This is a genomic window from Streptomyces alanosinicus (genome assembly GCF_014650595.1).
GTDB lineage: Bacteria > Actinomycetota > Actinomycetes > Streptomycetales > Streptomycetaceae > Streptomyces > Streptomyces alanosinicus.
The window spans coordinates 150,567-171,893 of the sequence record NZ_BMVG01000011.1 but is presented as its reverse complement, the minus strand read 5'-3'; the positions used below and the strand labels follow the sequence as shown (position 1 = coordinate 171,893).

Below are 21,327 nucleotides of genomic sequence, written 5' to 3'. Positions count from 1 at the left end.
GGCGTCACACCTCGTCCCGCGCCAACGACAACAGCCGGTCCAGGACCCTGGGCGCGCCCGCGCGCAGACCGTCGTGCTCGAACTCGTCGGTGACCCAGGTGCGCAGGCCCCGGATCGCGCGGGCGGTCTCCAGGGAGTGCCCGGTGTCGACGTACATGTCGTCGTGGTAGATCGCGGCGGCGACCGGGACCTCGTTGGCGGCGAGGCGGGCGGGGTCGTACAGGGGCTGCCAGTCGGTGCGGGCGGCGAGCAGGTCGGCGGTGTCGCGCAGGGGGCGCAGCGCCGGGTCGGTCTCGAACATCCAGGGGTGGACGCTCTCCCCGGTGAACAGCACGGGGGCATCGCCGGCGAGGGCCTTCGCCGCGTCGAACTGGGGGAATTCGGCGCGGACCCGCTCGGCGGCCCAGTCGGTGGGCCGGGCGTCCTGGCCGTAGATCGACTCGTGGACGAGGGCGTAGAGGGGGTGTGCGGCGTACGACAGCAGGGACTGGGCCTGCTCCTGGAAGGCGTCGGACAGCTCCGGACCGCCCGGTGTGCGGACGAAGGCGTCCTCCAGGAGGTGGTGCAGCCGGTGGCTGCCGTCGCTCGCGCCGAGCATCAGGCCGAGGGACTGGAAGGCCTCGACGGTGAACCGGTAGCCGTTCGGCAGGATCACGTCGTGGGTCAGCAGGTGGTCGGCGATACGGCGGGCCCGCTCGATGTCCTGCGGGTAGCGGGCGTAGTGCGCGGTGACCTTGCGTTCGATGCGCGGGTAGGCCGCGCGGTAGACGTCGTCGGCGTGGGCGCGCAGGGCGGGCAGGCCCCCGGTGACGACGGCGGTGGTGAGGCCCTCGGGGGCGAGGGAGAGGTACGACACCGTGCAGAAGCCGCCGAAGCTCTGGCCGAGCACGGTCCACGGGGCGCCGCCGGTGACCTCGGGGCGGATGGCCTCGCAGTCCCGGACGATGGCGTCGGCGCGGAACCGGCTGAGGTAGCCGGCCTGCTCGGCCGGGCCGCCGCGCAGGGGGAGCGTCTGCCGGGTGGCGGGGGTGGAACTGCCGGTGCCGCGCTGGTCGAGCAGCAGGACGCGGTAGTCCGCAAGGGCCCGGTCGAGCCAGGCCTGACGTCCGACGAAACGATTCGCCCCGAAGCCGGGACCGCCCTGCAGATACAGCAGCCACGGCAGTTCCTGCCCGGCCTTGTCGCTCGCGACCGCCTCACGGGCGTACAGCTCGATGGTCTCGCCGTCCGGGTCGGCGTGGTCGAGGGGGACGGTGAAGCGGCGGTCGGTGAGGATGACGCCGGGCTGACGGTAGCTGAGGCTCAACGGGTCTCCTGGGACGGACGGCACGGACGCCTCCCAGTTGAGCACAAGAGCGGCCGCGCGCCGACCCCGGGGATCATGGATTTTTACTGAACTCGCGGTCAGCTTCAGGGGCAGCGTGCGACGAGGCTGGAGCGGCGGACCACCAGCTCCGGCTGGAGCACCACCCGGCGGTGCTCATGGGCCGGCCCGCCCCCGTGCCGCTCGGTCTCCTCCAGCAGCAGTTCGGCGGCGAGGGCGCCCAGGGTGACGGCGGGCTGCCGTACGGAGGTCAGCGGTACGGCGGCCGCCGCGGCGAACTCGATGTCGTCGTAGCCGACGATGGCCAGGTCGTCCGGCACGGCGACGCCGGCCGCGTACAGGGCCTGCAGCACACCGAGGGCCAGCAGGTCGTTGGCGCAGAAGACGGCGGTGGGACGGTCGGCGAGACCCAGCAGACGGGCGCCCGCGTCCCGGCCCGCGGCCACGTCGAGGCGCTCGGTGGGCAGTTCGCGCAGCGCATCCTGGCCGAGCCCGGCCTCGGCGAGGGCGTTCAGCGCTCCGGTGCGGCGGTCCCGGACCTGGTTGAGGCCGGGCGGTCCGCTGACGTAGGCGAGGGAGCGGTGCCCGGCGTCCACCAGATGACGGAGCGCGAGGGCGCCGCCGGCCACGTCGTCCACGGACACCGAGCATTCGCTCGTGCCCTCGGCGACCCGGTCGACCAGCACGAACGGGATGTTGTGCCGGCGGAAGGCCGCGATGGTACGGCCGGTGGCGTCGGCCGGGGTGAGCAGCACTCCGCGCACCCGCTGCTCGGCGAACAGGGACAGGTACTCGGCCTCCTCGGCGGCGTTCTGCGCGCTGTTGCACACCATCACGCCGAGCCCGGCCTCGCGGGCCGCCCGCTCCGCGCCCCGCGCCACGTCCACGAAGAACGGGTTGCCCATGTCGAGCACGAGCAGGCCCATGATCCGGCTGCGGCCCGCGCGCAGCTGGCGCGCGGACTCGCTGCGGACATAGCCGAGCCGTTCGATCGCGGACGGCACCCTGGCCCGGGTCTCGCCGGCGACGGTGTCCGGACGGTTGATGACGTTCGAGACCGTGCCGACCGACACTCCGGCGGCGCGGGCGACGTCCTTGATACCCACCGACTGGGCCATCGGGCGAAGACCTCCAGGGGACGAGGGGCGGCGGGGGAATTTCCCACTACCGTCACGCCGGCAGGGCGAAGAGCGGCAGTTTCGTCCGCTTCACCCGGCGACACCGGCAGAAGCACCACGAGGGCCTCACCGCGCCATGAAAGCTTTCAACTGGATTGCCGGGACCGTAGACGCCGCGGCCGGGGCGCGTCAATGGGGCCGTATCGAAGAAGTTTCGACACCCAAAGGTCACTGTGGAGTCACGGGCAAGAGGGTTGGCCGGACCGCTTGACACCTCTCCGGAAGGCCCCTGGCTTGCGGTTCTGAATCGTTTCACATACTCATCCGCATACTCCTTCACATACTCCGTCGTCACCCCGACACCACCAGGAGTCCTGCCGTGACCGACCTCGCCGCGGTGAAGGCCGCGCTCAAGGCCCAGGCCGTCGAGACGCCGTCGTGGGCGTACGGGAACTCGGGGCCCCGGTTCAAGGTGTTCACCCAGGCCGGAGTGCCCCGCGATCCGTTCGAGAAGCTCCAGGACGCGGCGAAGGTGCATGAGTTCACCGGCGTGGCCCCGACCGTGGCGCTGCACATCCCCTGGGACCGGGTCGAGGACTACACGGCACTCGCGGAGTACGCCGAGGAGCGCGGCTGCGGCTGGCGCGATCAACTCCAACACCTTCCAGGACGACGACTACCGGCTCGGCAGCATCTGCCATCCGGACGCGGCGGTACGGCGCAAGGCCCTCGCCCGTCTCCTGGAGTGCGTCGACATCATGGACGCGACCGGGTCACGGGATCTGAAGCTGTGGTTCGCCGACGGTACGAACTGTCCCGGCCAGGACGACATCCGGGCGCGGCAGGACCGGCTGGCGGAGGGGCTGGCCGAGGTGTACGGGCGGCTCGGCGAGGGGCAGCGGATGCTGCTGGAGTACAAGCTGTTCGAGCCGGCGTTCTACACGACCGATGTGCCGGACTGGGGCACCGCCTACGCCCACTGTCTGTATCGAACAGTGGTCGTTGGAGGAGGCCGAGCTGCGGCGGATGCCGAGGGCGAAGGCGTTGGCGACGCGGGTCGCCTTCGTCACGGGGGCCGGCAGCGGCATCGGGAAGGCGATCGCGCACCGGCTGGTGGCCGAGGGGGCGTGTGCCGTGGTCGCCGATCGGAACGGCGAGAGCGCCACGGCTGTCGCCGAGGAGCTGGGCGGGCCGGACCAGGCCGTCGCCGTCACCGTGGACGTCACCGACGAGGAGCAGATCGCCGAAGCGTTCCGGGCGGCCGTGCTCGCCTTCGGCGGGGTCGACCTCGTCGTGAACAACGCCGGGATCTCCCTCTCCAAGCCGCTGCTGGAGACATCGGTGCGGGACTGGGACCTCCAGCACGACATCATGGCCCGCGGGTCCTTCCTCGTGTCGCGGGAGGCGGCGCGGGTGGTGACCGCGCAGGGGCTGGGCGGTGACGTCGTGTACATCGCCTCCAAGAACGCCGTGTTCGCCGGTCCGGACAACATCGCCTACTCGGCGGCCAAGGCCGACCAGGCTCATCAAGTACTGCTGCTCGCCGCTGAGTTGGGTGCGCACGGGATCCGGGTCAACGGGGTCGACCCGGACGGTGTGGTGCGCGGCTCGGGCATCTTCGCGGGCGGCTGGGGTGCGCGGCGGGCCGCGGTGTACGGGGTGCCGGAGGAGGAGCTCGGCGCGTTCTATGCGCAGCGCACGATCCTGAAGCGTGAGGTGCTGCCCGAGCATGTCGCCGCCGCCGTCTTCGCGCTCACGGGCGGCGACCTCACGCACACCACGGGGCTGCACATCCCGGTCGACGCGGGTGTGGCGGCCGCGTTCCTGCGATGAGCGCGGGCCCGCAGGCGTACGCCGCGGTCGATCTGGGCGCCGCCAGCGGGCGGGTGATGGTCGGCCGGGTGGGGCCGGACCTCCTGGAGCTGAGCGAGGTGCATCGGTTCCCCAACCGGCCGGTGCGGCTCCCGGAGGGACTGCGCTGGGATGTGCTCGCGCTGTACGGCGGTGTCCTTGACGGGCTGCGGGCGGCGGGCCCGGTGGACTCCGTGGGCGTCGACGGCTGGGCCGTCGACTACGGGCTGCTGGACGCCGACGGGGCTCTGCTGGGCAACCCGGTGCACTATCGCGACAGCCGGACGGAGGGCGTCGCGGAGAAGGTGTGGGCGGCCGTGCCGGCCGAGGAGCTGTACGCGGCGACGGGCATCCAGTACGCGCCGTTCAACACCCTGTACCAGCTCGCCGCCGCCCGGTCCACCGTGCGACTCGCGCAGGCGGAGCGGCTGTTGCTGATCCCGGATCTGCTGGCGTACTGGCTGACCGGCGAGCACGGCACCGAGCTGACCAATGCCTCCACCACCCAGCTGATCGACCCGCGGACGCGGACCTGGTCGTACGACATCGCCGAGCGGCTCGGTGTCGACCTCGCGCTGTTCGCGCCGCTGCGCCGGCCCGGCGATCCGGCCGGGCTGCTGCGGGCGGAGGTGCTGCAGGAGACGGGGCTGACCGGTCCGGTGCCGGTGACGGCCGTCGGCTCGCACGACACCGCCTCGGCCGTGGCCGCCGTCCCGGCGACCGGTGCGCGCTTCGCGTACATCTGCACCGGCACCTGGTCCCTGGCGGGGCTGGAGCTGACCGCTCCGGTGCTCACCGAGGAGAGCCGGGCCGCGAACTTCACCAATGAGCTGGGGCTCGACGGCACGGTCCGGTACCTGCGCAACATCATGGGGCTGTGGCTGCTCCAGGAGTGCCAACGGGCTTGGGGCGAGCCGGACTTGGGGTTGCTGCTGCGCGAGGTCGCCGCGGCGTGCGCGTTGCGCTCGGTGGTGGACGCCGGGGACACCGCGTTCCTGGCGCCGGGGCGGATGCCGGAGCGGATCGCCGAGGCGTGCCGGATGTCGGGGCAGCCGGTGCCGGTGACCCGGGCGGAGGTCACCCGGTGCGTCCTGGACTCGCTGGCCCTCGCCCACCGGCGGGCCGTCGCGGACACGCGGCGGCTGGCCGATCACCCGGTGGACGTGGTGTATCTCGTCGGGGGCGGCACCCGTGACGCGCTGCTGTGCCAGCTGACCGCCGATGCCTGCGGGCTGCCCGTGGTGGCCGGCGCGACGGAGGCGGCGGCCCTCGGCCATGTGCTGGTCCAGGCCCGCGCGCGGGGGCGGGCCGGCGACCTCCCCGCGATGCGCGCACTGCTCGCCCGTACCCAGCCGCTGACCCGGTACGCACCCCGTGGCGACGGCGCGCGCCGGCGGGCGGCCGAGGCACGGCTCGCCAGACCATAGCGGCGCTCTCCCCACGGTGGATTCCGCCGACTACCCTGCACTCATCCGATGACCGATCCCGAGGAGCCGTGATGCGTGTCGCCCTGTTCCTGACCTGTGTCAACGACACGCTGTATCCGGACACCGGTCGTGCCGTGGTGAAACTGCTGACCAAACTGGGTGTCGACGTCGATTTCCCGAGGGGTCAGAGCTGCTGCGGACAGGCGCACTACAACACGGGCTATCGACATGAGGCCGAGCCGCTGGCCCGGCACTTCTCCGATGTCTTCGCTCCCTACGACGCGATCGTAACCCCGTCCGGGTCCTGCGGGGCGATGGTGCGGGAGCTGTATCCGCGGCTGGGTGAGCGGGCATGGGCCGAGGGACGCGGGGACGCCCTGGCGCGGACGCTGGCGCCGGTGGTGCCGAAGACGTACGAACTGACGGAGTTCCTGGTGGACGTGCTCGGGGTGACGGACGTCGGCGCCTGGTACCCGCACAAGGTCACCTACCATCCGACCTGTCACGGCCTGCGCTCCCTCGGCCTGGGCGACCGGCCGCGCCGACTGCTCGGGGCGGTCAAGGGGCTGGAGCTGGTCGAGCTGCCGGGCGCCGAGGAGTGCTGTGGGTTCGGGGGCACGTTCGCGGTGAAGAACGCGGAGGTGTCGGCGGCGATGGGCGCGGACAAGGTGCGCAGTGCCGAGTCGACGGGCGCGTCGGTGCTGTGCGCGGCCGACAACTCCTGTCTGATGCACATCGGTGGCACCATGAGCCGGCTGCGCACCGCCATGCGGCCGGTGCACATCGCGGAGATCCTGGCGAGCACGGAGGAGGAACCTGCCGTATGAGCGGGACGTTCGTCGGCATGCCGGCCTTTCCGAAGGCCGCGCACGAGGCCGTGCACAATCCCACCCTGCGCGCGAACCTGCGGCACGCGACCCACACCATCCGCGCCAAACGGGCCCGCGCGGTGGCCGAGTTGGACGACTGGCCGGCGCTGCGCGAGGCGGGCCGCCGGATCAAGGACCACACACTGCGCCATCTCGACCGCTATCTGGTGCAGTTGGAGGAGTCGGTCACGGCGGCGGGCGGCACGGTCCACTGGGCGGCCGACGCGGACGAGGCCAACCGGATCGTCGCCGATCTGGTCAAGGAGACCGGCGAGTCGGAGGTCGTCAAGGTCAAGTCGATGGCCACGCAGGAGATCGGGCTCAACGAGGCCCTGGAGGCCGAGGGCATCCGCGCCTATGAGACCGATCTCGCCGAGCTGATCGTGCAGTTGGGCAAGGACCGGCCCTCGCACATCCTGGTGCCGGCGATCCATCGCAACCGCGGTGAGATCCGGGACATCTTCCGTACGGAGATGGGCGCGTGGGGCCGCCCGGCTCCCGAGGGCCTCACCGACACGCCCGCCGAACTCGCCGAGGCCGCGCGGCTGCACCTGCGGGAGAAGTTCCTGCGCGCCGAGGTCGGCATCTCCGGCGCCAACTTCATGGTCGCCGAGACCGGCACCCTGGTGGTGGTGGAGTCCGAGGGCAACGGCCGGATGTGTCTGACGCTTCCTCGGACACTGATCTCGGTGGTGGGCATCGAGAAGGTGGTACCGACGTGGCGGGACCTGGAGGTCTTCCTGCAGACCCTGCCCCGCTCCTCCACCGCCGAGCGGATGAACCCGTACACGAGCATGTGGACCGGGACGACGGACGGCGACGGGCCGCAGACCTTCCATCTGGTGCTGCTCGACAACGGCCGCACCGACACCCTCGCCGACCAGGTCGGCCGCCAGGCCCTCGCCTGCATCCGCTGCTCGGCCTGCCTGAACGTGTGTCCCGTCTACGAGCGGGCCGGCGGGCACGCCTACGGCTCGGTCTACCCGGGCCCGATCGGCGCGATCCTCAGCCCCCAACTCCGGGGCACCGCGAGCGAGATCGACGCCTCGCTGCCGTACGCGTCGAGTCTGTGCGGCGCCTGCTACGAGGTGTGCCCGGTCGCCATCGACATCCCCGAGGTGCTGGTGCATCTGCGCGAGCGGGTGGTGCAGGGCGGTCCCGCGGTGCGGCAGGGCAACAAGGTGCTGCTGAAGCCGGCCAAGGGGCATGCGGCCGAGCGGGCGGCCATGCGCGCGGCGCGCTGGGCGTTCGCCCGCCCCGGCGTCCTGGGCGCCGGCCAGCGGCTCGTCTCCCGCACCCGCCGGCTGCACCCGCGTACGCTGCCGGGCCCGGGCCGGGCGTGGAGCGGCACCCGGGAGCTGCCGGCCGTACCGGCCGAGCCGTTCCGGGACTGGTGGCAGCGCACACACGGCGGAAAGGACAGTTCCAAGTGAGCAGCAGGGACCGGGTACTGGGCCGGGTGCGGCGGGCGCTCGCCGATGTGACCCCGCACAACGGGCCGTACGAGGAGGCCGTGGGCCGGGACTATCTGCCCGAGCACGGGCACCGCACGACCGGGCAGACCGTGGAGCTGCTGGCCGAGAACCTCGCGGACTACCGGGCGATCGTGCACCGCTGCGGCGCCGGGGAGCTGCCGGACCTGGTGGCGCGGCTGCTGGCCGGGCGCGGTTCCCGCCAGGTGCTGGAGCCGCCCGGTCTGCCGCCCGAGTGGCTGTCGGCCGCCGACGTGGTGCGGGTCGAGGACCGCGCGGAGAGCACACCGCAGCGGCTCGACGAGGTGGACAGCGTGGTGACGGGCTGTGCGGTGGCGATCGCCGAGACCGGCACGATCGTCCTGGACGGCTCCCCCGACCAGGGCCGGCGCCGTATCTCGCTCGTCCCCGACCATCACCTCTGTGTCGTCCGGGTACCCGGGCAGGTGGTGTCCTCGGTGCCGCAGGCCCTCGAACGCCTCGATCCGGCCCGCCCGTTGACCTGGATCTCGGGTCCGTCGGCCACCAGCGACATCGAACTGGACCGGGTGGAGGGCGTGCACGGTCCGCGCACTCTGGAAGTGATCCTGCTCGGCTGACGCGGCATGCCCGGATTGCTCTCTCCTCCCCCCGGTTGACCCGTTTCACCGCACCGGCGAGCAGGCCGCGGGCGGCGCCGTTAGCGTGAGGGAATGATCCGGTTCGAGCAGGTCACCAAGCGGTATCCGGACGGTACGACGGCCGTGGACGACCTCTCCTTCGAGGTGGCCGAGGGTGAGCTGGTCACGCTCGTCGGCCCGTCCGGCTGCGGCAAGACGACGACCATGATGATGGTGAACCGGCTGATCGAGCCGTCCGCCGGCCGGATCTTCGTCGAGGGCGCGGACATCGCCACCGTCGACCCGGTGCGGCTGCGCCGCCGTATCGGGTACGTCATCCAGCAGGTCGGCCTCTTCCCGCACCGCACCGTCCTGGACAACACCGCGACCGTGCCCGCGCTGCTCGGCTGGAAGCGGGCGAAGGCCCGGGCACGCGCCGCCGAGCTGCTGGATCTGGTGGGGCTCGACCCGACGACGTACGGGACGCGCTATCCCGAGCAGCTCTCCGGCGGGCAGCGGCAGCGGGTCGGGGTGGCGCGGGCGCTCGCCGCGGATCCGCCGGTGCTGCTGATGGACGAGCCGTTCGGCGCGGTCGACCCGGTGGTGCGCGAGCAGTTGCAGGACGAGTTCCTGCGGATGCAGGCGGCGGTGCGCAAGACGGTGCTGCTGGTGACGCACGACATCGAGGAGGCCGTCCGGCTCGGCGACCGGATCGCCGTGTACGGGCAGGGCCGGATCGAGCAGTTCGACACGCCGGGCACCGTGCTCGGGGCGCCCGCGACCCCGTACGTGGCCTCCTTCGTGGGCGCCGACCGGGGGCTGAAACGGCTGTCGGTCACCACGATCGAGCCGGACGACCTGGAACAGCCTCCGGTGGCCCGGCTGGACGAGCCCGCCGAACGGGCCGTCGAGCGGCTGCGGGCCGAGCGCGCCCGCTGGGCCGTCGTCCTCGACGCGGACGGCGATCTGCGCGGCTGGGTCGGCATCGACGAGCTGACGGCGGGCGGCACGGTCGGGGAGCTGACCCACCGGATGACCGCGTGGGTGCCAGTGGGCACACCGCTGAAGCAGGCGTTCGGGGTGATGCTCCAGTACGACGCCGGGTGGGTCGCGGTGGTGGACGGCGCGCGCTTCCTCGGCGTGCTCACCCCGGCGAAGCTGCACGAGGCGCTGCGCCGCTCGGTGGACGCGGACGCGCGGGGCGTGGCGCGGGGTCAGGTGTCCTTCGACTCGGTGTCGGACGCCTGAGCAGGCGTCGCCGCGACGGCCCCGGTCGTTTCAGCCGGCTCTGGTCACTTCAGCAGGCCCTTGTCCTTCAGGTAGCCGCCGGCGACGTCCGAGGCGAGCCGTCGCCAGCTGTCGACCTGCTCGTTCATGGTGGCCAGGTCGGCCGTCGTCAGTACGTCGTTGAGCCTGCCGAGCGCCTTCGTCACGCCCTCGCTGCCCGCGCGGGAGCGGTTGACGACCGGGACGATGTAGTCGGCGTTCTGCAGATGCCTGTCGTCGGCGAGGAGCACCAGCCCGAACTGGTCCAGTGTGGCGTCCGTGGACGTGGTCAGCACCATCTGGTCCTGCCCGCTCTGCACGGCCCGCTTGGCCTGAGTGGTGCCGACGCCCTTGGGGTCGACACCGGTGATATCGATGCCGTAGACCTTCTTCAACCCCGGTTCGCAGTACGGCCGTTGGACGCATTCGTCGCCGGCCGCGAGGCGTACCCTCAGCCCCGAGGCGCCGAGGTCGCTGAGCGTCCTCAGGTGGTGCTGCCGGGCGTAGGCGGCGCCGACCGCGAAGGCGTTCTGGTCGACGGCGCGGCCGGGCGGCAGGACGGTGAGCCCGCGGGGTGTGGCCAGCGCGCGCAGGGCCTTCATCGTGGCGTCGAGGTCGGGTGAGCCTGCGGGCTCGGCGTCGGCGCCGTGGGTCTTGGCGTTCAGCCAGTCGGCGAAGGTGGCCGCGTACTCGGGCACGACATCGATCTGGCCGGACTCCAGGGCCGGTTCGTACAGCTCACGGTTGGCGACGGTGAGGATCGAGGTCTTGTAGCCGGCCTGGTCCAGCAGCTGGGCGTACATCTGGGCGAGCAGATCGCTCTCGGTGAAGCCGGCCGAGCCGATCGTCAGGTGGTGGCTGTCGCCGGGCGGCGCCGTGACCGCGCCGCGGTTCTCCAGGGAGGGGCCGGTGGAGCAGGCGGTGAGGGCGAGGAGCAGGAGCACCGGGAGGACTCTTCTCATCGGCCGCCCCTCGCCCAGCTGGGTGCCAGTCGCTCGGCGATCTCGAAGACGCCCTCGACGACGAGTGCGAACAGGGCGACGAGCAGGGCGCCCGCGACCACCTGCGGCGTACTGGCGAGGTTGAAGCCGGCGGTGATGATCCGGCCGAGCCCGCCGCCGCCCGCGAGCGCGGCGATGGTGGCGGTGGCGACGAGCTGGACGGCGGCGATCCGCACCCCCGTCATGACCAGCGGCAGGGCGAGGGGCAGCTCCACGCGCAGCAGCATCTGCCGTCCGGTCATCCCCATGCCCCGGGCCGCCTGGACGACACCCCGGTCGACCTCGCGCATGCCGACGTAGGCGTTGGTGAGCAGCGGGGGTACGGCGAACAGCACCAGGGCCACCACCGTGGGTCCCTCGCCCCACTTCCCGACCGGGGTGAGGAGCAGCAGCACCAGGACGGCGAAGGTGGGGACGGCCCGGCCGATGTTGGAGAGGTTGACGGCGAGCGCGCCGCCCTTGCCGAGGTGGCCCAGGACCAGGGCGACCGGGAGCGCGATCACACAGCTGATGACGAGACAGACGACGGTGAGGGCGAGGTGCTGCAGCAGCCGGTGCCCGATGCCGTCGTCGCCGGACCAGTGCGCGGGGTCGGTGAGCCAGTGCCAGGCCGCGGTGAGCGTGTTCATGCGCGGCCCGCCTTCGCGGAGAAGCCGCTCATACCCGGCTCGCCTCCGTGCGCGCCCGCGCTCGGCGTGCGGGCACGCGGGCGCGGCCCGCCCTCGTCCAGGGCGTGATCAGCCACTGCAGGCCCAGCAGGAACAGGTCGGCGGCGACGGCGATCAGCACGCACAGCACGGACGCGGTGAGCACCTGGGCCTTGAAGTAGGTGTTCATGCCCGCGTAGATGAGGTTGCCGAGTCCACCGAAGCCGACGATCGCGCCGACCGTGACCAGGGAGACCGCCGAGACGGTGGCGATCCGCAGGCCGGCCATCGCGGCGGGCAGGGCGAGGGGCAGTTCCACGGTGAGCAGCACGCGGACGGGGCCGTAGCCGAGGCCGCGGGCGGCCTGCCGGGTCTCCTCGGGGACCGCGCGCAGGCCCGCGAGGATGTTCCGGACGAGCAGGGTCAGCGAGTACAGCACGAGCCCGGCGACGACGAGCGTGGCGGAGAGGCCGTACAGGGGCAGGAGCAGGGAGAACATCGCCAGGGACGGGATCGTGTAGAGGATCGTCGTGAGGGCGAGGACCGGGCCGGCGGCCCAGCCCCAGCGGCGGGCCAGCACCGCGAGCGGCAGGGCGAGCGCCAGGCCGATGAGGACGGACAGGACGGTCAGCTGGAGGTGCTGGAGGACCGCGTCGAGGAGGATCTGGCGGCGGCTGCCGATATAGGCGCCGCAGATCCATTCGTTGCGCGCGAGGCAGTCGTCCGGGGGCGCGGTCACTGTTTCATTGGACCGGCCGGGCGAGCGGATCGGCGCGTTGTGCTGGCCCGTACGGGGCGCTCCGCGCGCAGCCGCCGTGCTGGGCCGCCTGTCGTCCGCGGGCCGTCGTGGCTGCTCGCGCCCACGCGGCGGCAGCCGCATGCCGAAGCCGCCCCGCGCCCTTCGGCACGCCCCTTCGACGCCCCTTCGGGGCGCCTACTCCATGCCCGCCGCGTCCAGCAGTGCCGTCACCGTCTTCGTGGCGAGTCCGTCGTCCAGGCGTTCCACTCCGGCTCCGGCCCGGGCGCTGGCGCCGTCGAAGACCAGCACGAGCTGGCGGGCGAGCAGCTCGGGGTCGCGGGCGCCGCCGCGCTCCGCCTCGGCGCGGAAGGTCTCGGCCAGCCGTTCCTTGACCGTGCGGGCCACGATGCTCGCCGGGTGCTCGGGGTTCTTCAGCTCCACCAGGACGGCGAGGTAGGGGCAGCCGTGGTAGTCGGCGGACACGGAGGCCCGCTCCAGGCGTCCGAAGACGTGCAGGACGCGCTCGCGCGGGGACGCGGACCGCGGGTCGGGGTGCGCGAGCTGGGCGTCGTACCCGGGGACGCGCTGCTCCAGGCTGGCGGCCAGCATCGCGTCCTTGCTGTCGAAGAACTGGTACATCGACCGCTTGGAGACGCCCGCCTCCCGGCACAGTGCTTCGATGCCGACGGAGACGCCGTCGCGATAGGAGAGCCGCGCCGCCGCGTCGAGCAGCCGGTCACGCGGGGACAGCTTGTCTGTGGAGGCCATGCAACGAGGTTAGCCGGAGCACGGACGAAAGGAAACCGATCGGTGTATATCACTCCGCGCCCCGGCGGGCTCGGCCGGAACCACGTGACAGAGTCGGTGAACAAGCGCTTAGATAGGAGACCGGACACGGTTCCCGACCCACCGGAGGCCCCGTTGTTCACGTCCGTCGACGACGTCTCCGCCCGCCTCGCCGAGACCGGCTATCTGGCCTCGCCCGCCGTCGCCACGACCGTTTTCCTCGCCGGCCGGCTGGGCAAGCCGCTGCTGGTCGAGGGCCCCGCCGGGGTCGGAAAGACCGAGCTGGCCAAGGCCGTCGCCCAGGTGGCCGGGGCCCGGCTGGTACGACTGCAGTGCTACGAGGGCGTGGACGAGTCCCGGGCGCTGTACGAGTGGAACCACGCCAAGCAACTGCTGCGGATCAGCGCCGGGCGCGACGAGAGCTGGGACGAGACCCGCACCGACATCTTCAGCGAGGAGTTCCTGCTCCCGCGCCCGCTGCTGACCGCGATCCGCGGTGACGAGCCGACGGTGCTGCTGATCGACGAGACCGACAAGGCCGACGTCGAGATGGAGGGGCTGCTGCTGGAGGTGCTCAGCGACTTCCAGATCACGGTCCCGGAGCTGGGCACGGTCACCGCGACCCGCCGCCCGTTCGTCGTGCTCACCTCCAACGCCGGCCGGGAGCTGTCCGAGGCGCTGCGCCGGCGCTGTCTGTTCCTGCACATCGGCTTCCCCGAGGAGGAGCTGGAGCGGCGGATCGTCCGGCTGAAGGTGCCGGGCCTCGGCGCGGCGCTGACCGAGTCGGTGGTCCGGGTGGTGGGGGCGCTGCGCGCGATGGACCTGCGCAAGGCGCCCTCCGTCGCCGAGACCGTCGACTGGGCGCACACCCTGCTGGCCCTGGGCGCCGACACCCTGGACGAGACGGTCGTACGGGACAGTCTCGGGGTGATCCTGAAGCATCAGGACGACATCCAGAAGGCGGCGGCGAAACTCGACCTGGACGCGCTGTGACCGAGGTCGCCGACCGCATCACCGGCCTGGTCGGGGCACTGCGCGCGCACGGCGTGCGGATCGGCACCGGCGAGAGCGTGGACGCGGCCCGCGCGGTGGAGGCGCTGGGCCTTACGGACCGGGAGCTGCTGCGCGAGGGGCTGGCCGCGACACTGCTGCACGGCCCGGGTCAGCGGGCGGTGTTCGATCCGGTCTTCGATCTGTACTTCCCGCGTGCGGTCGGTGGTCTTGAGGGCTCCGGCCCGGACCGGGACGCGCTGCGTGACCGGCTGGCCGAGGCACTGGCGGCCGACGACCAGGCGATGATGGCCCGGTTGGCGGCCGAAGCGGTCGACGGCATGGGCGGATACGGCAGTTCACCGGGCTCCGACGGCTTCTCGGCGTACCAGACCCTCGAACGGCTGCGTCCGCAGACCCTGTTGGCGCGGGTGCGGGCGGATGTGCGGGGCCGGGACGGCGGCGGTGCCGACTTCGCCGACCGGCTGCTGGACGACGAGATCCGGCGCCGGATCGAGGCGTTCCGGCGGATGGTCGGGACAGAGGCGCGGCGGCGGGTCGCCGAGCGGCGCGGACGGGACGAGATCGCCCGGCGCGGCGTTCTGCCCACCGCCGACCGGGTGGACTTCCTGTTCGCCGGCCGGGACCAACTGGCCGAGCTGCGCAGGGCGGTTCAGCCGCTCGCCCGGAAACTGGCCACCCGGCTGGCCGCGCGCCGCCGCCGTGCCGCGCGCGGCACGGTCGACCTGCGCCGCACCCTGCGTTCCTCGCTGTCCACGGGCGGCGTGCCGATGCGGCCGGTGCTGCGCCGGCGCAGGCCCGTCCGCCCCGAACTGGTGCTGCTCTGCGATGTGTCCGGCTCGGTCTCCGGCTTCTCGGACTTCACGATGCTCCTGGTGCAGGCGCTGCACGACCAGTTCAGCAAGGTTCGCGTGTTCGCCTTCGTCAACCGGCTGGACGAGGTGACCGGCCTGCTCGGCCATGGGCGCGCCGACCCCGACGGGCTGAGCGCCCGGATCCGCGCGGAGGCCACGCTCACCGGCTGGCACGGCAGCAGCGACTACGGCGTCGCCCTGGGCGAGTTCGCGGAGCGGTACGTCGACGCGGTGGGGCCGCGCACGACGGTGTTCGTCCTCGGGGACGCCCGGACGAACATGAGCGACCCGAACCTGGCCGCCGTGCGCGAGGTCGCCCGGCGGGCCCGCCGGGTGTACTGGCTGAACCCCGAGCCGCGCGCGCAGTGGGGCACCGGTGACTCGGCCGCGCCCGCCTATGCCGATCTGGCCGAGATGCACGAGTGCCGTACGGCCCGTCAGCTCGGCGCACTGATCGCCCGGCTGCTGCCGGTGTGATCGACTGGTGCCGAACGCCCGCGCTCCGCGCCTGATCCGCACCGAAGGACGTACGCCATGAGCCACTCCCCCGCATCGCTCGGCACCTTCCCCACGCCCGTCGAACCGGCGCCCCGGCTCGCCGCCGCGCTCGGGCTCGGCCCCGAGGATCTGTGGATCAAGCGGGACGACCTGACGGGGCTGGGCGGCGGCGGGAACAAGGTCCGCAAGCTGGAGTGGACGGCGGGCGCGGCTCTCGCCGAAGGTGCGGACACCCTGGTGACCACGGGCGCCCCGCAGAGCAACCACGCCCGGCTGACCGCCGCCGCGGCCGCCCGGCTGGGCCTTGCCGCCGTCCTCGTGCTGCGCGGGTCGCCGGGCGCCTCCCGGTCCGGGAACCTCGCGCTGGACGGGCTGTTCGGAGCGCGTCTCGCCTGGGCGGGCGACGTCGACCGGGCGGGGCTGGACGCGGCGGCGGACGAGGTGTGCGCACGGCTGCGGGCCGGAGGTGCCCGACCGGCGCTGATCCCGTTCGGCGGGTCGAGCGTGCCGGGCGCCCGGGGCTATGTGCGCTGCGGCGAGGAACTGGACGCGCAGGTGCCCGGGCTGCGCACGGCAGTGGTCGCGCTCGGCTCGGGCGGCACCATGGCCGGACTGGTCGCGGCCCTCGGCACCGAAGCGGTGCTCGGCGTCGACGTGGGCGCCCTGGCCGATCCGGCGGCCGCCGTGGCGCAGTTCGCGGCACCGCTGACCACGCGGGAGGTCACGGCCGAGGGGCTGCGGGTGCGCCGGGACCAGGTGGGCGCCGGGTACGCGACGCTGACCGGCCCGGCCGCGGAGGCGCTCCGGCTGGCCGCCCGCACCGAGGGCCTCGTGCTCGACCCCGTCTACACAGGCCGGGCCCTCGCCGGGCTGCACGCGGCCGTCCGCGACGGTGACGTCCGGCCGGGCGAGAAGACCGTGTTCCTCCACACCGGCGGCCTGCCCGGCCTCTTCGGCCACCAGGACGCGGTCGCCTTCGCCGAGGGGGGCGCGGTCGCGTTCGAGGCGTGACCGCGGCGGGGTCGGCCCGTCTTTCGGCTCTCAGCCCTTCGCGTACTCGTTCGCCATGGTCCCGGCGAAGTCGTACACCACGACCTGCTCGTCGCCCACGACCCAGGCGTCGTGGCCCGGCGGGCACACGAAGACGTCGCCGGGGCCCACCTCGGCCTCGCCGCCGTCGTCCATACGGAGATGCATACGGCCCTGCACCACATATCCGTTGTGCGGGACCATGCAGCTCGCGGTGCCCGCGATCGGAGCCACGGACTCCGACCAGCGCCACCCGGGTTCGAAGGTGCCCACCGCGAAGTCGAGGCCCGTCAGATGCAGGGCTTCGAGGTGGCCGCGGGGGAAGTCGCGCCGTTCGTCCGGCTTCTCGACCGTCTTCACTTCCAGCATGACGGTGCCCTCCTTCTTCCGGCCTGGTACCCCAGGCCTCCATCGTCGGCCGCGTACCCGCGCACCGCCATTCGATTCGGGGACAACGATGTCAGCCACGTCGCCGCAGAAGCTGGGCCAAGCGAGGGCTAAGCGAGGAAAATTTCCCGGTCGCCGGCTGCAACCTCGTTCGGGATCGGACCTGTCGGGGTGGAGGCCTCCACTTCGACCAGATGTCCGACCCCGAACGACCGAAGGAACCCATGTCCGCACACCGTGCATCCCGCCCCAGCCGTGCCACGAGGCTCCATGCCGTCCTGGGGGTCTCCGCCGTGGGCGCGGCCCTGGCGATCGCCGGCACCGTGACCGCCCAGGCGGCCCAGACCGGCAGCCACGCGACCCCGTCCGCCACGCCGCCCCCGGTCCACATGGCGACCCCATCCCCGGTGCCGTCACCCGTCCGCACGGCTACCCCCTCCCCCGTGCCCTCCCCCGTGCCCTCCCCCGTCCCCTCACCGCTCCGCACCGCGACCCCCTCTCCGGTGCCGGCCACCGCGGTGCCGGTGCCGGCTCCGACGCGGGCCGGCCCCGGGCCCCGTACCGTCGGCGCCCACGCACGCCACCCCGAGCCCCGTGCCGGCACCGGTGCGGCCCGGGCATCGCGCGCACCACGGCCCCGCCACGCCGGCACCGCTGAGCAGCACCGCTGAGCAGCACCGCTGAGCAGCACCATCGAGCCAGGGGCCGGAAGCGGGTCGTCGCCCGGCGGCACCCGCTCCCGGCTCCGGGAGACCCATGACGACAGCACCACCTCCGACGGCGCCGGCGGCCCTGCCCTGGGGCCGGGCGGCCGGCTGCGAGCCGCGCCCCGCGCCTTGGCGGCGCCTCACCCGCTCCCTGCGCGCCCGTGTCCTCGCCCGCGCCCGCACGCATCCGTCGTCCGATCCGGCCGCGACTGCCGGTACGGCCGGTACGGCCGGCGGCACCGGCGCACTCCCGCTCTCCGCGGCCGAACAGCAGCCCGGGATCGAGGAGTTGTACCACCACCGCCGGCTCTCCCTGGTCCGGCTGGCGGTGCTGCTGGTGGACGACCTGCCGACCGCCGAGGACGTCGTCCAGGACGCCTTCACCGCGCTCTTCCGCCGGCACGGTCACCGGCTCGCCTCCCTCGACGACCCGGAGGCGTATCTGCGCACCAGCGTGATCAACGCGGCCCGCTCGGTGCTGCGCAGGCGCAGGACCGTACGGGCCCACACCCCCGCGCCGGAGGGGCACGCGCCCGCCCCGGAGGAGGACGTGCTGCTGCACGAGGAGCACCGGGAGGTGCTGGCCGCGCTGCGCACCCTGACCCGGCGGCAGCGGGAGGTGCTGGTGCTGCGCTACTGGTCGCATCTGAGCGAGGCCGAGATCGCCGAGACGCTCGGCCTGTCACGGGGCGCCGTCAAGTCCACGGCCAGCCGCGCCCTGGACGCGCTCGGCCGACGGCTGGAGGAGCCGCGATGAACGGTTCCGGTACGGGGATCGAAGAGGCGCTGCTCGAAGAGCGGCTGCGAGCGGCGCTGGCCGCGCGGGCACAGTCCGTGGGCCCCGGCGACCTGCGTCCGCTGCGCCCGCCGACCGACGCGGTACGGCCCCGCCGGTTGGTGCTGCGCCGGGTCGTGGTGGGTGTGCTGGCGCTGGCCGCCATGGCCGCGCTGGTGTTCTTCAGCGTGCGCGGCGGCGCCCCCTCCCGTCCGGCCGAGCCGGCCCGCCCGCCACGCCCGGCGACCGGCACGCCGTCCCCCGTACCGAGCCCGGTGCCCCCGACCACGGCCCAGCCCACCCCGAACGCATCGCAGCCCTGACCCTGAGCGACCCGCGCCGTTCGCACCGCGCCTGCCGGCCGTCGGTAAGTCGGTTGATTGACTTACCAGGAAAAAACGGCGTTTCCGCACTCACCGGTACGCCGTCCGCCCCGCTAAGTTGGGCGCCATGAGCAATCTTGACCGGGCGCCCGTGCCCAGTGCCTGCGGTGGCCGTGGATTCGTCGTGGCCGAGCCGGTCCGCGAACTGCTGAGCCCCCGTCATGTGAAGCTGGGCGAGTCGACCGAGGTGCGCCGGCTGCTGCCGAACCTCGGCCGCCGGATGATCGGCGCATGGGCCTTCGTCGACCACTACGGCCCGGACGACATCGCCGACGAGCCCGGCATGCAGGTCCCGCCGCATCCGCACATCGGTCTGCAGACGGTCAGCTGGCTGCACGAGGGCGAGGTACTGCACCGCGACTCGACCGGCAGCCTGCAGACGATCCGGCCCCGGCAGCTGGGTCTGATGACCTCCGGCCGGGCGATCAGCCACTCCGAGGAGAGCCCGCGTCCGCACGCCCGCTTCCTCCACGGCGCCCAGCTGTGGGTCGCGCTGCCCGACGAACACCGCGACACCGAGCCGCGGTTCGAGCACCACCCGGACCTGCCCACGGTGACCGCGCCCGGCCTGACCGCCACGGTGATCCTCGGCGACCTCGACGGCTCCACCTCGCCCGGTACGACGTACACCCCGATCGTCGGCGCCGATCTCACCCTCGCCCGGGGCACGGATGTACGGCTGCCGCTGGAGCCCGACTTCGAGTACGGCGTGCTGGCCATGTCCGGCGAGGTCCATGTGGACGGCGTGCCCGTGCTCCCCGGTTCGATGCTCTACCTCGGCTGCGGGCGCTCCGAACTGCCGCTGCGCGCCGAGTCGGACGCCGGGATCATGCTGCTGGGCGGCGAGCCGTTCGCCGAGGAGCTGATCATGTGGTGGAACTTCGTCGGGCGCACGCAGGACGATATCAAACAGGCCCGGGAGGAGTGGATGAGCGGGTCGAGATTCGGGGTTGTGAAGGGGTACGACGGGGATCCGCTGCCTGCGCCGGAGCTGCCGCCGGTGCCGCTGAAGGCGCGAGGTCGAGTGCGCTGAGCTGAGACTTTCCAGCCCGGCGTATACATGGGAGGGTGAGAGAAAGCGCACTCAGTGACGGCATCCTCGCCCTTCGCCCCTACCGGTCCCGCAGAGTGCAGGAGATGGCCCAGAGGACTTTCGATGCCGGAACTGAGGAAGGGGCCACCGCCGTCGAAGCGACTGTCGTGAAGGCAGCGCTGGCCGCCTTCAAGACCGGCCAGTTCGCAGACGAGGTTGCCCTACCGTCGGCGGAGGCCGCCTCCCGCAAGGACCTCCGTGCGGACACCGAGTGGCTCCTCCTGGTGACCAACGCTTACACGCATCGTGTTGGGCGTGTCGCCGATGACGGCCAACCAGAACCGGTTGGAGCCTGAAAGCATGACCGACCCGACTCAGGATCCTCGCTTCCTCCAGGACCCCTACCCCACCTATGCGTCCATGCGGTCCAGGTGCCCGGTGCAGCCCGTACCCACCGGGTCCGGTGGGCACATCAGCTACCTGGTCACCGGCTACGCGGAAGCGAGGGAAGCACTCGGCGACGCTCGGCTCTCGAAAGACACGGCCGCCTTCTTCGCGGGCAAGGGGTCACGGCGTCGCCTGCACCCTGCGGTGGCGCACACCATGCTGGCCAGCGACCCACCCCAGCACACCCGGCTGCGCAAACTGGTGACCAAGGCGTTCACGACCGGGGCCGTCGCGGAGCTGCGTCCGTTCATTGCCCAGGTCACCGACGAGCTACTGGATCAGTGGCCCGCCGGCGAGCAGTTCGACTTCGTGTCCGGCCTGGCGGTGCCGCTGCCGGTCATCGTGATCTGTGAGCTGCTCGGAGTCCCAGAGGGAGACCGGCCCGACGTCCAGCGCTGGTCCGGGGAGCTGTTCGCGGCAGGCAAGCCCGACGTCATCGACGCGGCCTCGCATTCCATGGCCGACTACATGACGAACCTCATCGCCGCCAAACGCCTGGACCCCGGTGGCTCTCTTCTTGACCGGCTCATCTCGGCTCGCGACGGAGACGACCATCTGAGCGAGGAAGAGCTGGTCTCTCTGGCCGTGCTGTTGCTTGTGGCCGGACACGAGACCACCACCAACTTCCTCGGCAACGCCGCCCTGGCGCTGCTCCAGCACCCTGCCGAGCTGGATCGCCTTCGGAAGAATCCGGACGATGTCCCAGCCGTGCTGGACGAGCTGCTTCGGTTCGATTCCCCCGTCAGCACGGCCACCTTCCGGTTCACCACGGAGGCCATCACACTCGGCGGCACCGACATCCCGGCCGGCGTCCCGGTGCTGGTCGCTCTTGGAGCCGCCAACCGCGACCCGGAGCGGTTCCCGTCGCCGGACCTGCTCGACTTGGACCGAGATGCCGCCGCTCATCTCAGCTTCGGCCACGGCATCCACCGCTGTGTCGGCGCTCCCCTGGCCAAGGCCGAGGCGGAGATCGCCCTGCGAGCGGTACTGACTCGGTTTCCCGGAATCCGGCTTGCTGCACCGCCTGATCAACTGGATTGGCGGCGCACTCGTCTTGTTCGCGGGCTGGCATCGCTTCCCGTCCGGACATACTGATCTTTACTC

Annotated in this window: 22 protein-coding genes and 2 pseudogenes; 16 read left to right on the top strand and 8 right to left on the bottom strand. The window is 72.5% G+C overall.

All coding sequences use genetic code 11. From position 1 onward, the window contains the following. Positions 1-4: 4 nt before the first annotated feature. The 3 genes from IE277_RS23650 to IE277_RS48875 all read right to left on the bottom strand — a co-directional run bounded on the left by IE277_RS23650 (position 5) and on the right by IE277_RS48875 (position 2,922). The gene (locus IE277_RS23650) at positions 5-1,306 is read right to left on the bottom strand and encodes an alpha/beta fold hydrolase (RefSeq protein WP_189955581.1); all 1,302 of its coding nucleotides are present in this window, start codon (positions 1,304-1,306) and stop codon (positions 5-7) included. 104 nt (positions 1,307-1,410) lie between these two features. Beyond that, positions 1,411-2,442 (bottom strand): LacI family DNA-binding transcriptional regulator, encoded by a 1,032-nt coding sequence (locus tag IE277_RS23645; protein WP_189955578.1) that lies wholly within the window; start codon positions 2,440-2,442, stop codon positions 1,411-1,413. A gap of 351 nt (positions 2,443-2,793) precedes the next feature. Further along, a complete protein-coding gene (locus IE277_RS48875) occupies positions 2,794-2,922 on the bottom strand; it encodes a hypothetical protein (RefSeq protein WP_268252649.1) in 129 nt (42 codons plus the stop codon). Between the two features lie 10 nt (positions 2,923-2,932). Between IE277_RS48875 and IE277_RS23640 the strand changes: the two are divergent. From IE277_RS23640 to IE277_RS23610, 7 genes and pseudogenes are all read left to right on the top strand, one after another. After that, a pseudogene (locus tag IE277_RS23640) lies at positions 2,933-3,428 on the top strand (L-rhamnose isomerase); the annotation flags it as partial. A gap of 1 nt (position 3,429) precedes the next feature. Next, positions 3,430-4,275: pseudogene (locus tag IE277_RS23635) on the top strand (SDR family oxidoreductase); the annotation flags it as partial. Continuing rightward, entirely contained in the window at positions 4,272-5,720 is a 1,449-nt protein-coding gene (locus IE277_RS23630) for a rhamnulokinase (RefSeq protein ID WP_189955577.1), read from the top strand. The pseudogene IE277_RS23635 and the gene IE277_RS23630, both read left to right, overlap by 4 nt. A 71-nt stretch (positions 5,721-5,791) precedes the next feature. Continuing rightward, complete coding sequence (locus IE277_RS23625) at positions 5,792-6,547, top strand: (Fe-S)-binding protein (protein WP_189955576.1); 756 nt, start codon at positions 5,792-5,794, stop codon at positions 6,545-6,547. After that, positions 6,544-8,022 (top strand): lactate utilization protein B, encoded by a 1,479-nt coding sequence (locus IE277_RS23620; protein WP_189955575.1) that lies wholly within the window; start codon positions 6,544-6,546, stop codon positions 8,020-8,022. Before IE277_RS23625 ends, IE277_RS23620 begins: the two co-directional genes overlap by 4 nt. Next, the gene (locus IE277_RS23615) at positions 8,019-8,660 is read left to right on the top strand and encodes a LutC/YkgG family protein (RefSeq protein ID WP_189955574.1); all 642 of its coding nucleotides are present in this window, start codon (positions 8,019-8,021) and stop codon (positions 8,658-8,660) included. Before IE277_RS23620 ends, IE277_RS23615 begins: the two co-directional genes overlap by 4 nt. Before the next feature lie 93 nt (positions 8,661-8,753). Next, a complete protein-coding gene (locus IE277_RS23610; protein ID WP_189955573.1) occupies positions 8,754-9,908 on the top strand; it encodes a betaine/proline/choline family ABC transporter ATP-binding protein in 1,155 nt (384 codons plus the stop codon). A 44-nt stretch (positions 9,909-9,952) separates the two neighbouring features. Here the strand turns inward: IE277_RS23610 and IE277_RS23605 are convergent, their stop codons facing one another. The 4 genes from IE277_RS23605 to IE277_RS23590 form a co-directional block, all read right to left on the bottom strand. Next, positions 9,953-10,888: an ABC transporter substrate-binding protein gene (locus tag IE277_RS23605; RefSeq protein WP_189955572.1), complete on the bottom strand. Its 936-nt coding sequence runs from the start codon at positions 10,886-10,888 to the stop codon at positions 9,953-9,955. Then, positions 10,885-11,556, bottom strand: a complete 672-nt coding sequence (locus tag IE277_RS23600) for an ABC transporter permease (protein ID WP_189955570.1) — start codon at positions 11,554-11,556, stop codon at positions 10,885-10,887. Before IE277_RS23600 ends, IE277_RS23605 begins: the two co-directional genes overlap by 4 nt. Before the next feature lie 28 nt (positions 11,557-11,584). Next, a complete protein-coding gene (locus tag IE277_RS23595) occupies positions 11,585-12,313 on the bottom strand; it encodes an ABC transporter permease (RefSeq protein WP_189955568.1) in 729 nt (242 codons plus the stop codon). A gap of 195 nt (positions 12,314-12,508) precedes the next feature. Next, the gene (locus tag IE277_RS23590) at positions 12,509-13,081 is read right to left on the bottom strand and encodes a TetR/AcrR family transcriptional regulator (protein ID WP_189955567.1); all 573 of its coding nucleotides are present in this window, start codon (positions 13,079-13,081) and stop codon (positions 12,509-12,511) included. A 153-nt stretch (positions 13,082-13,234) separates the two neighbouring features. Here IE277_RS23590 and IE277_RS23585 point away from each other — a divergent pair, with 153 nt between their 5' ends. Genes IE277_RS23585 through IE277_RS23575 form a run of 3 tightly spaced genes read left to right on the top strand, consistent with a single transcriptional unit; the run spans position 13,235 to position 16,473 of the window. Further along, complete coding sequence (locus IE277_RS23585; RefSeq protein ID WP_189955565.1) at positions 13,235-14,092, top strand: AAA family ATPase; 858 nt, start codon at positions 13,235-13,237, stop codon at positions 14,090-14,092. After that, the gene (locus IE277_RS23580; RefSeq protein ID WP_189955562.1) at positions 14,089-15,441 is read left to right on the top strand and encodes a VWA domain-containing protein; all 1,353 of its coding nucleotides are present in this window, start codon (positions 14,089-14,091) and stop codon (positions 15,439-15,441) included. The genes IE277_RS23585 and IE277_RS23580 overlap by 4 nt, the downstream gene beginning before the upstream one ends. Positions 15,442-15,498: 57 nt before the next feature. Next, entirely contained in the window at positions 15,499-16,473 is a 975-nt protein-coding gene (locus IE277_RS23575) for a pyridoxal-phosphate dependent enzyme (protein WP_189955561.1), read from the top strand. 30 nt (positions 16,474-16,503) lie between these two features. On the opposite strand, the gene IE277_RS23570 is transcribed toward IE277_RS23575, so the two are convergent. Continuing rightward, positions 16,504-16,860: a cupin domain-containing protein gene (locus IE277_RS23570; RefSeq protein WP_189955559.1), complete on the bottom strand. Its 357-nt coding sequence runs from the start codon at positions 16,858-16,860 to the stop codon at positions 16,504-16,506. Positions 16,861-17,102: 242 nt separating this feature from the next. Here IE277_RS23570 and IE277_RS23565 point away from each other — a divergent pair, with 242 nt between their 5' ends. The 6 genes from IE277_RS23565 (at position 17,103) to IE277_RS23540 (ending at position 21,318) form a co-directional block, all read left to right on the top strand. Next, positions 17,103-17,549 (top strand): hypothetical protein, encoded by a 447-nt coding sequence (locus IE277_RS23565; protein WP_229881925.1) that lies wholly within the window; start codon positions 17,103-17,105, stop codon positions 17,547-17,549. Between the two features lie 85 nt (positions 17,550-17,634). Beyond that, the gene (locus tag IE277_RS23560) at positions 17,635-18,342 is read left to right on the top strand and encodes a SigE family RNA polymerase sigma factor (RefSeq protein ID WP_229881924.1); all 708 of its coding nucleotides are present in this window, start codon (positions 17,635-17,637) and stop codon (positions 18,340-18,342) included. Further along, positions 18,339-18,683 (top strand): hypothetical protein, encoded by a 345-nt coding sequence (locus IE277_RS23555; RefSeq protein ID WP_189955558.1) that lies wholly within the window; start codon positions 18,339-18,341, stop codon positions 18,681-18,683. The genes IE277_RS23560 and IE277_RS23555 overlap by 4 nt, the downstream gene beginning before the upstream one ends. Positions 18,684-18,810: 127 nt before the next feature. Next, positions 18,811-19,776: a pirin family protein gene (locus IE277_RS23550; protein WP_189955556.1), complete on the top strand. Its 966-nt coding sequence runs from the start codon at positions 18,811-18,813 to the stop codon at positions 19,774-19,776. Positions 19,777-19,811: 35 nt separating this feature from the next. Then, a complete protein-coding gene (locus tag IE277_RS23545; RefSeq protein ID WP_189955554.1) occupies positions 19,812-20,132 on the top strand; it encodes a DUF6545 domain-containing protein in 321 nt (106 codons plus the stop codon). 4 nt (positions 20,133-20,136) lie between these two features. Next, positions 20,137-21,318: a cytochrome P450 family protein gene (locus IE277_RS23540; RefSeq protein WP_189955552.1), complete on the top strand. Its 1,182-nt coding sequence runs from the start codon at positions 20,137-20,139 to the stop codon at positions 21,316-21,318. The last annotated feature ends 9 nt before the right edge of the window (positions 21,319-21,327 follow it).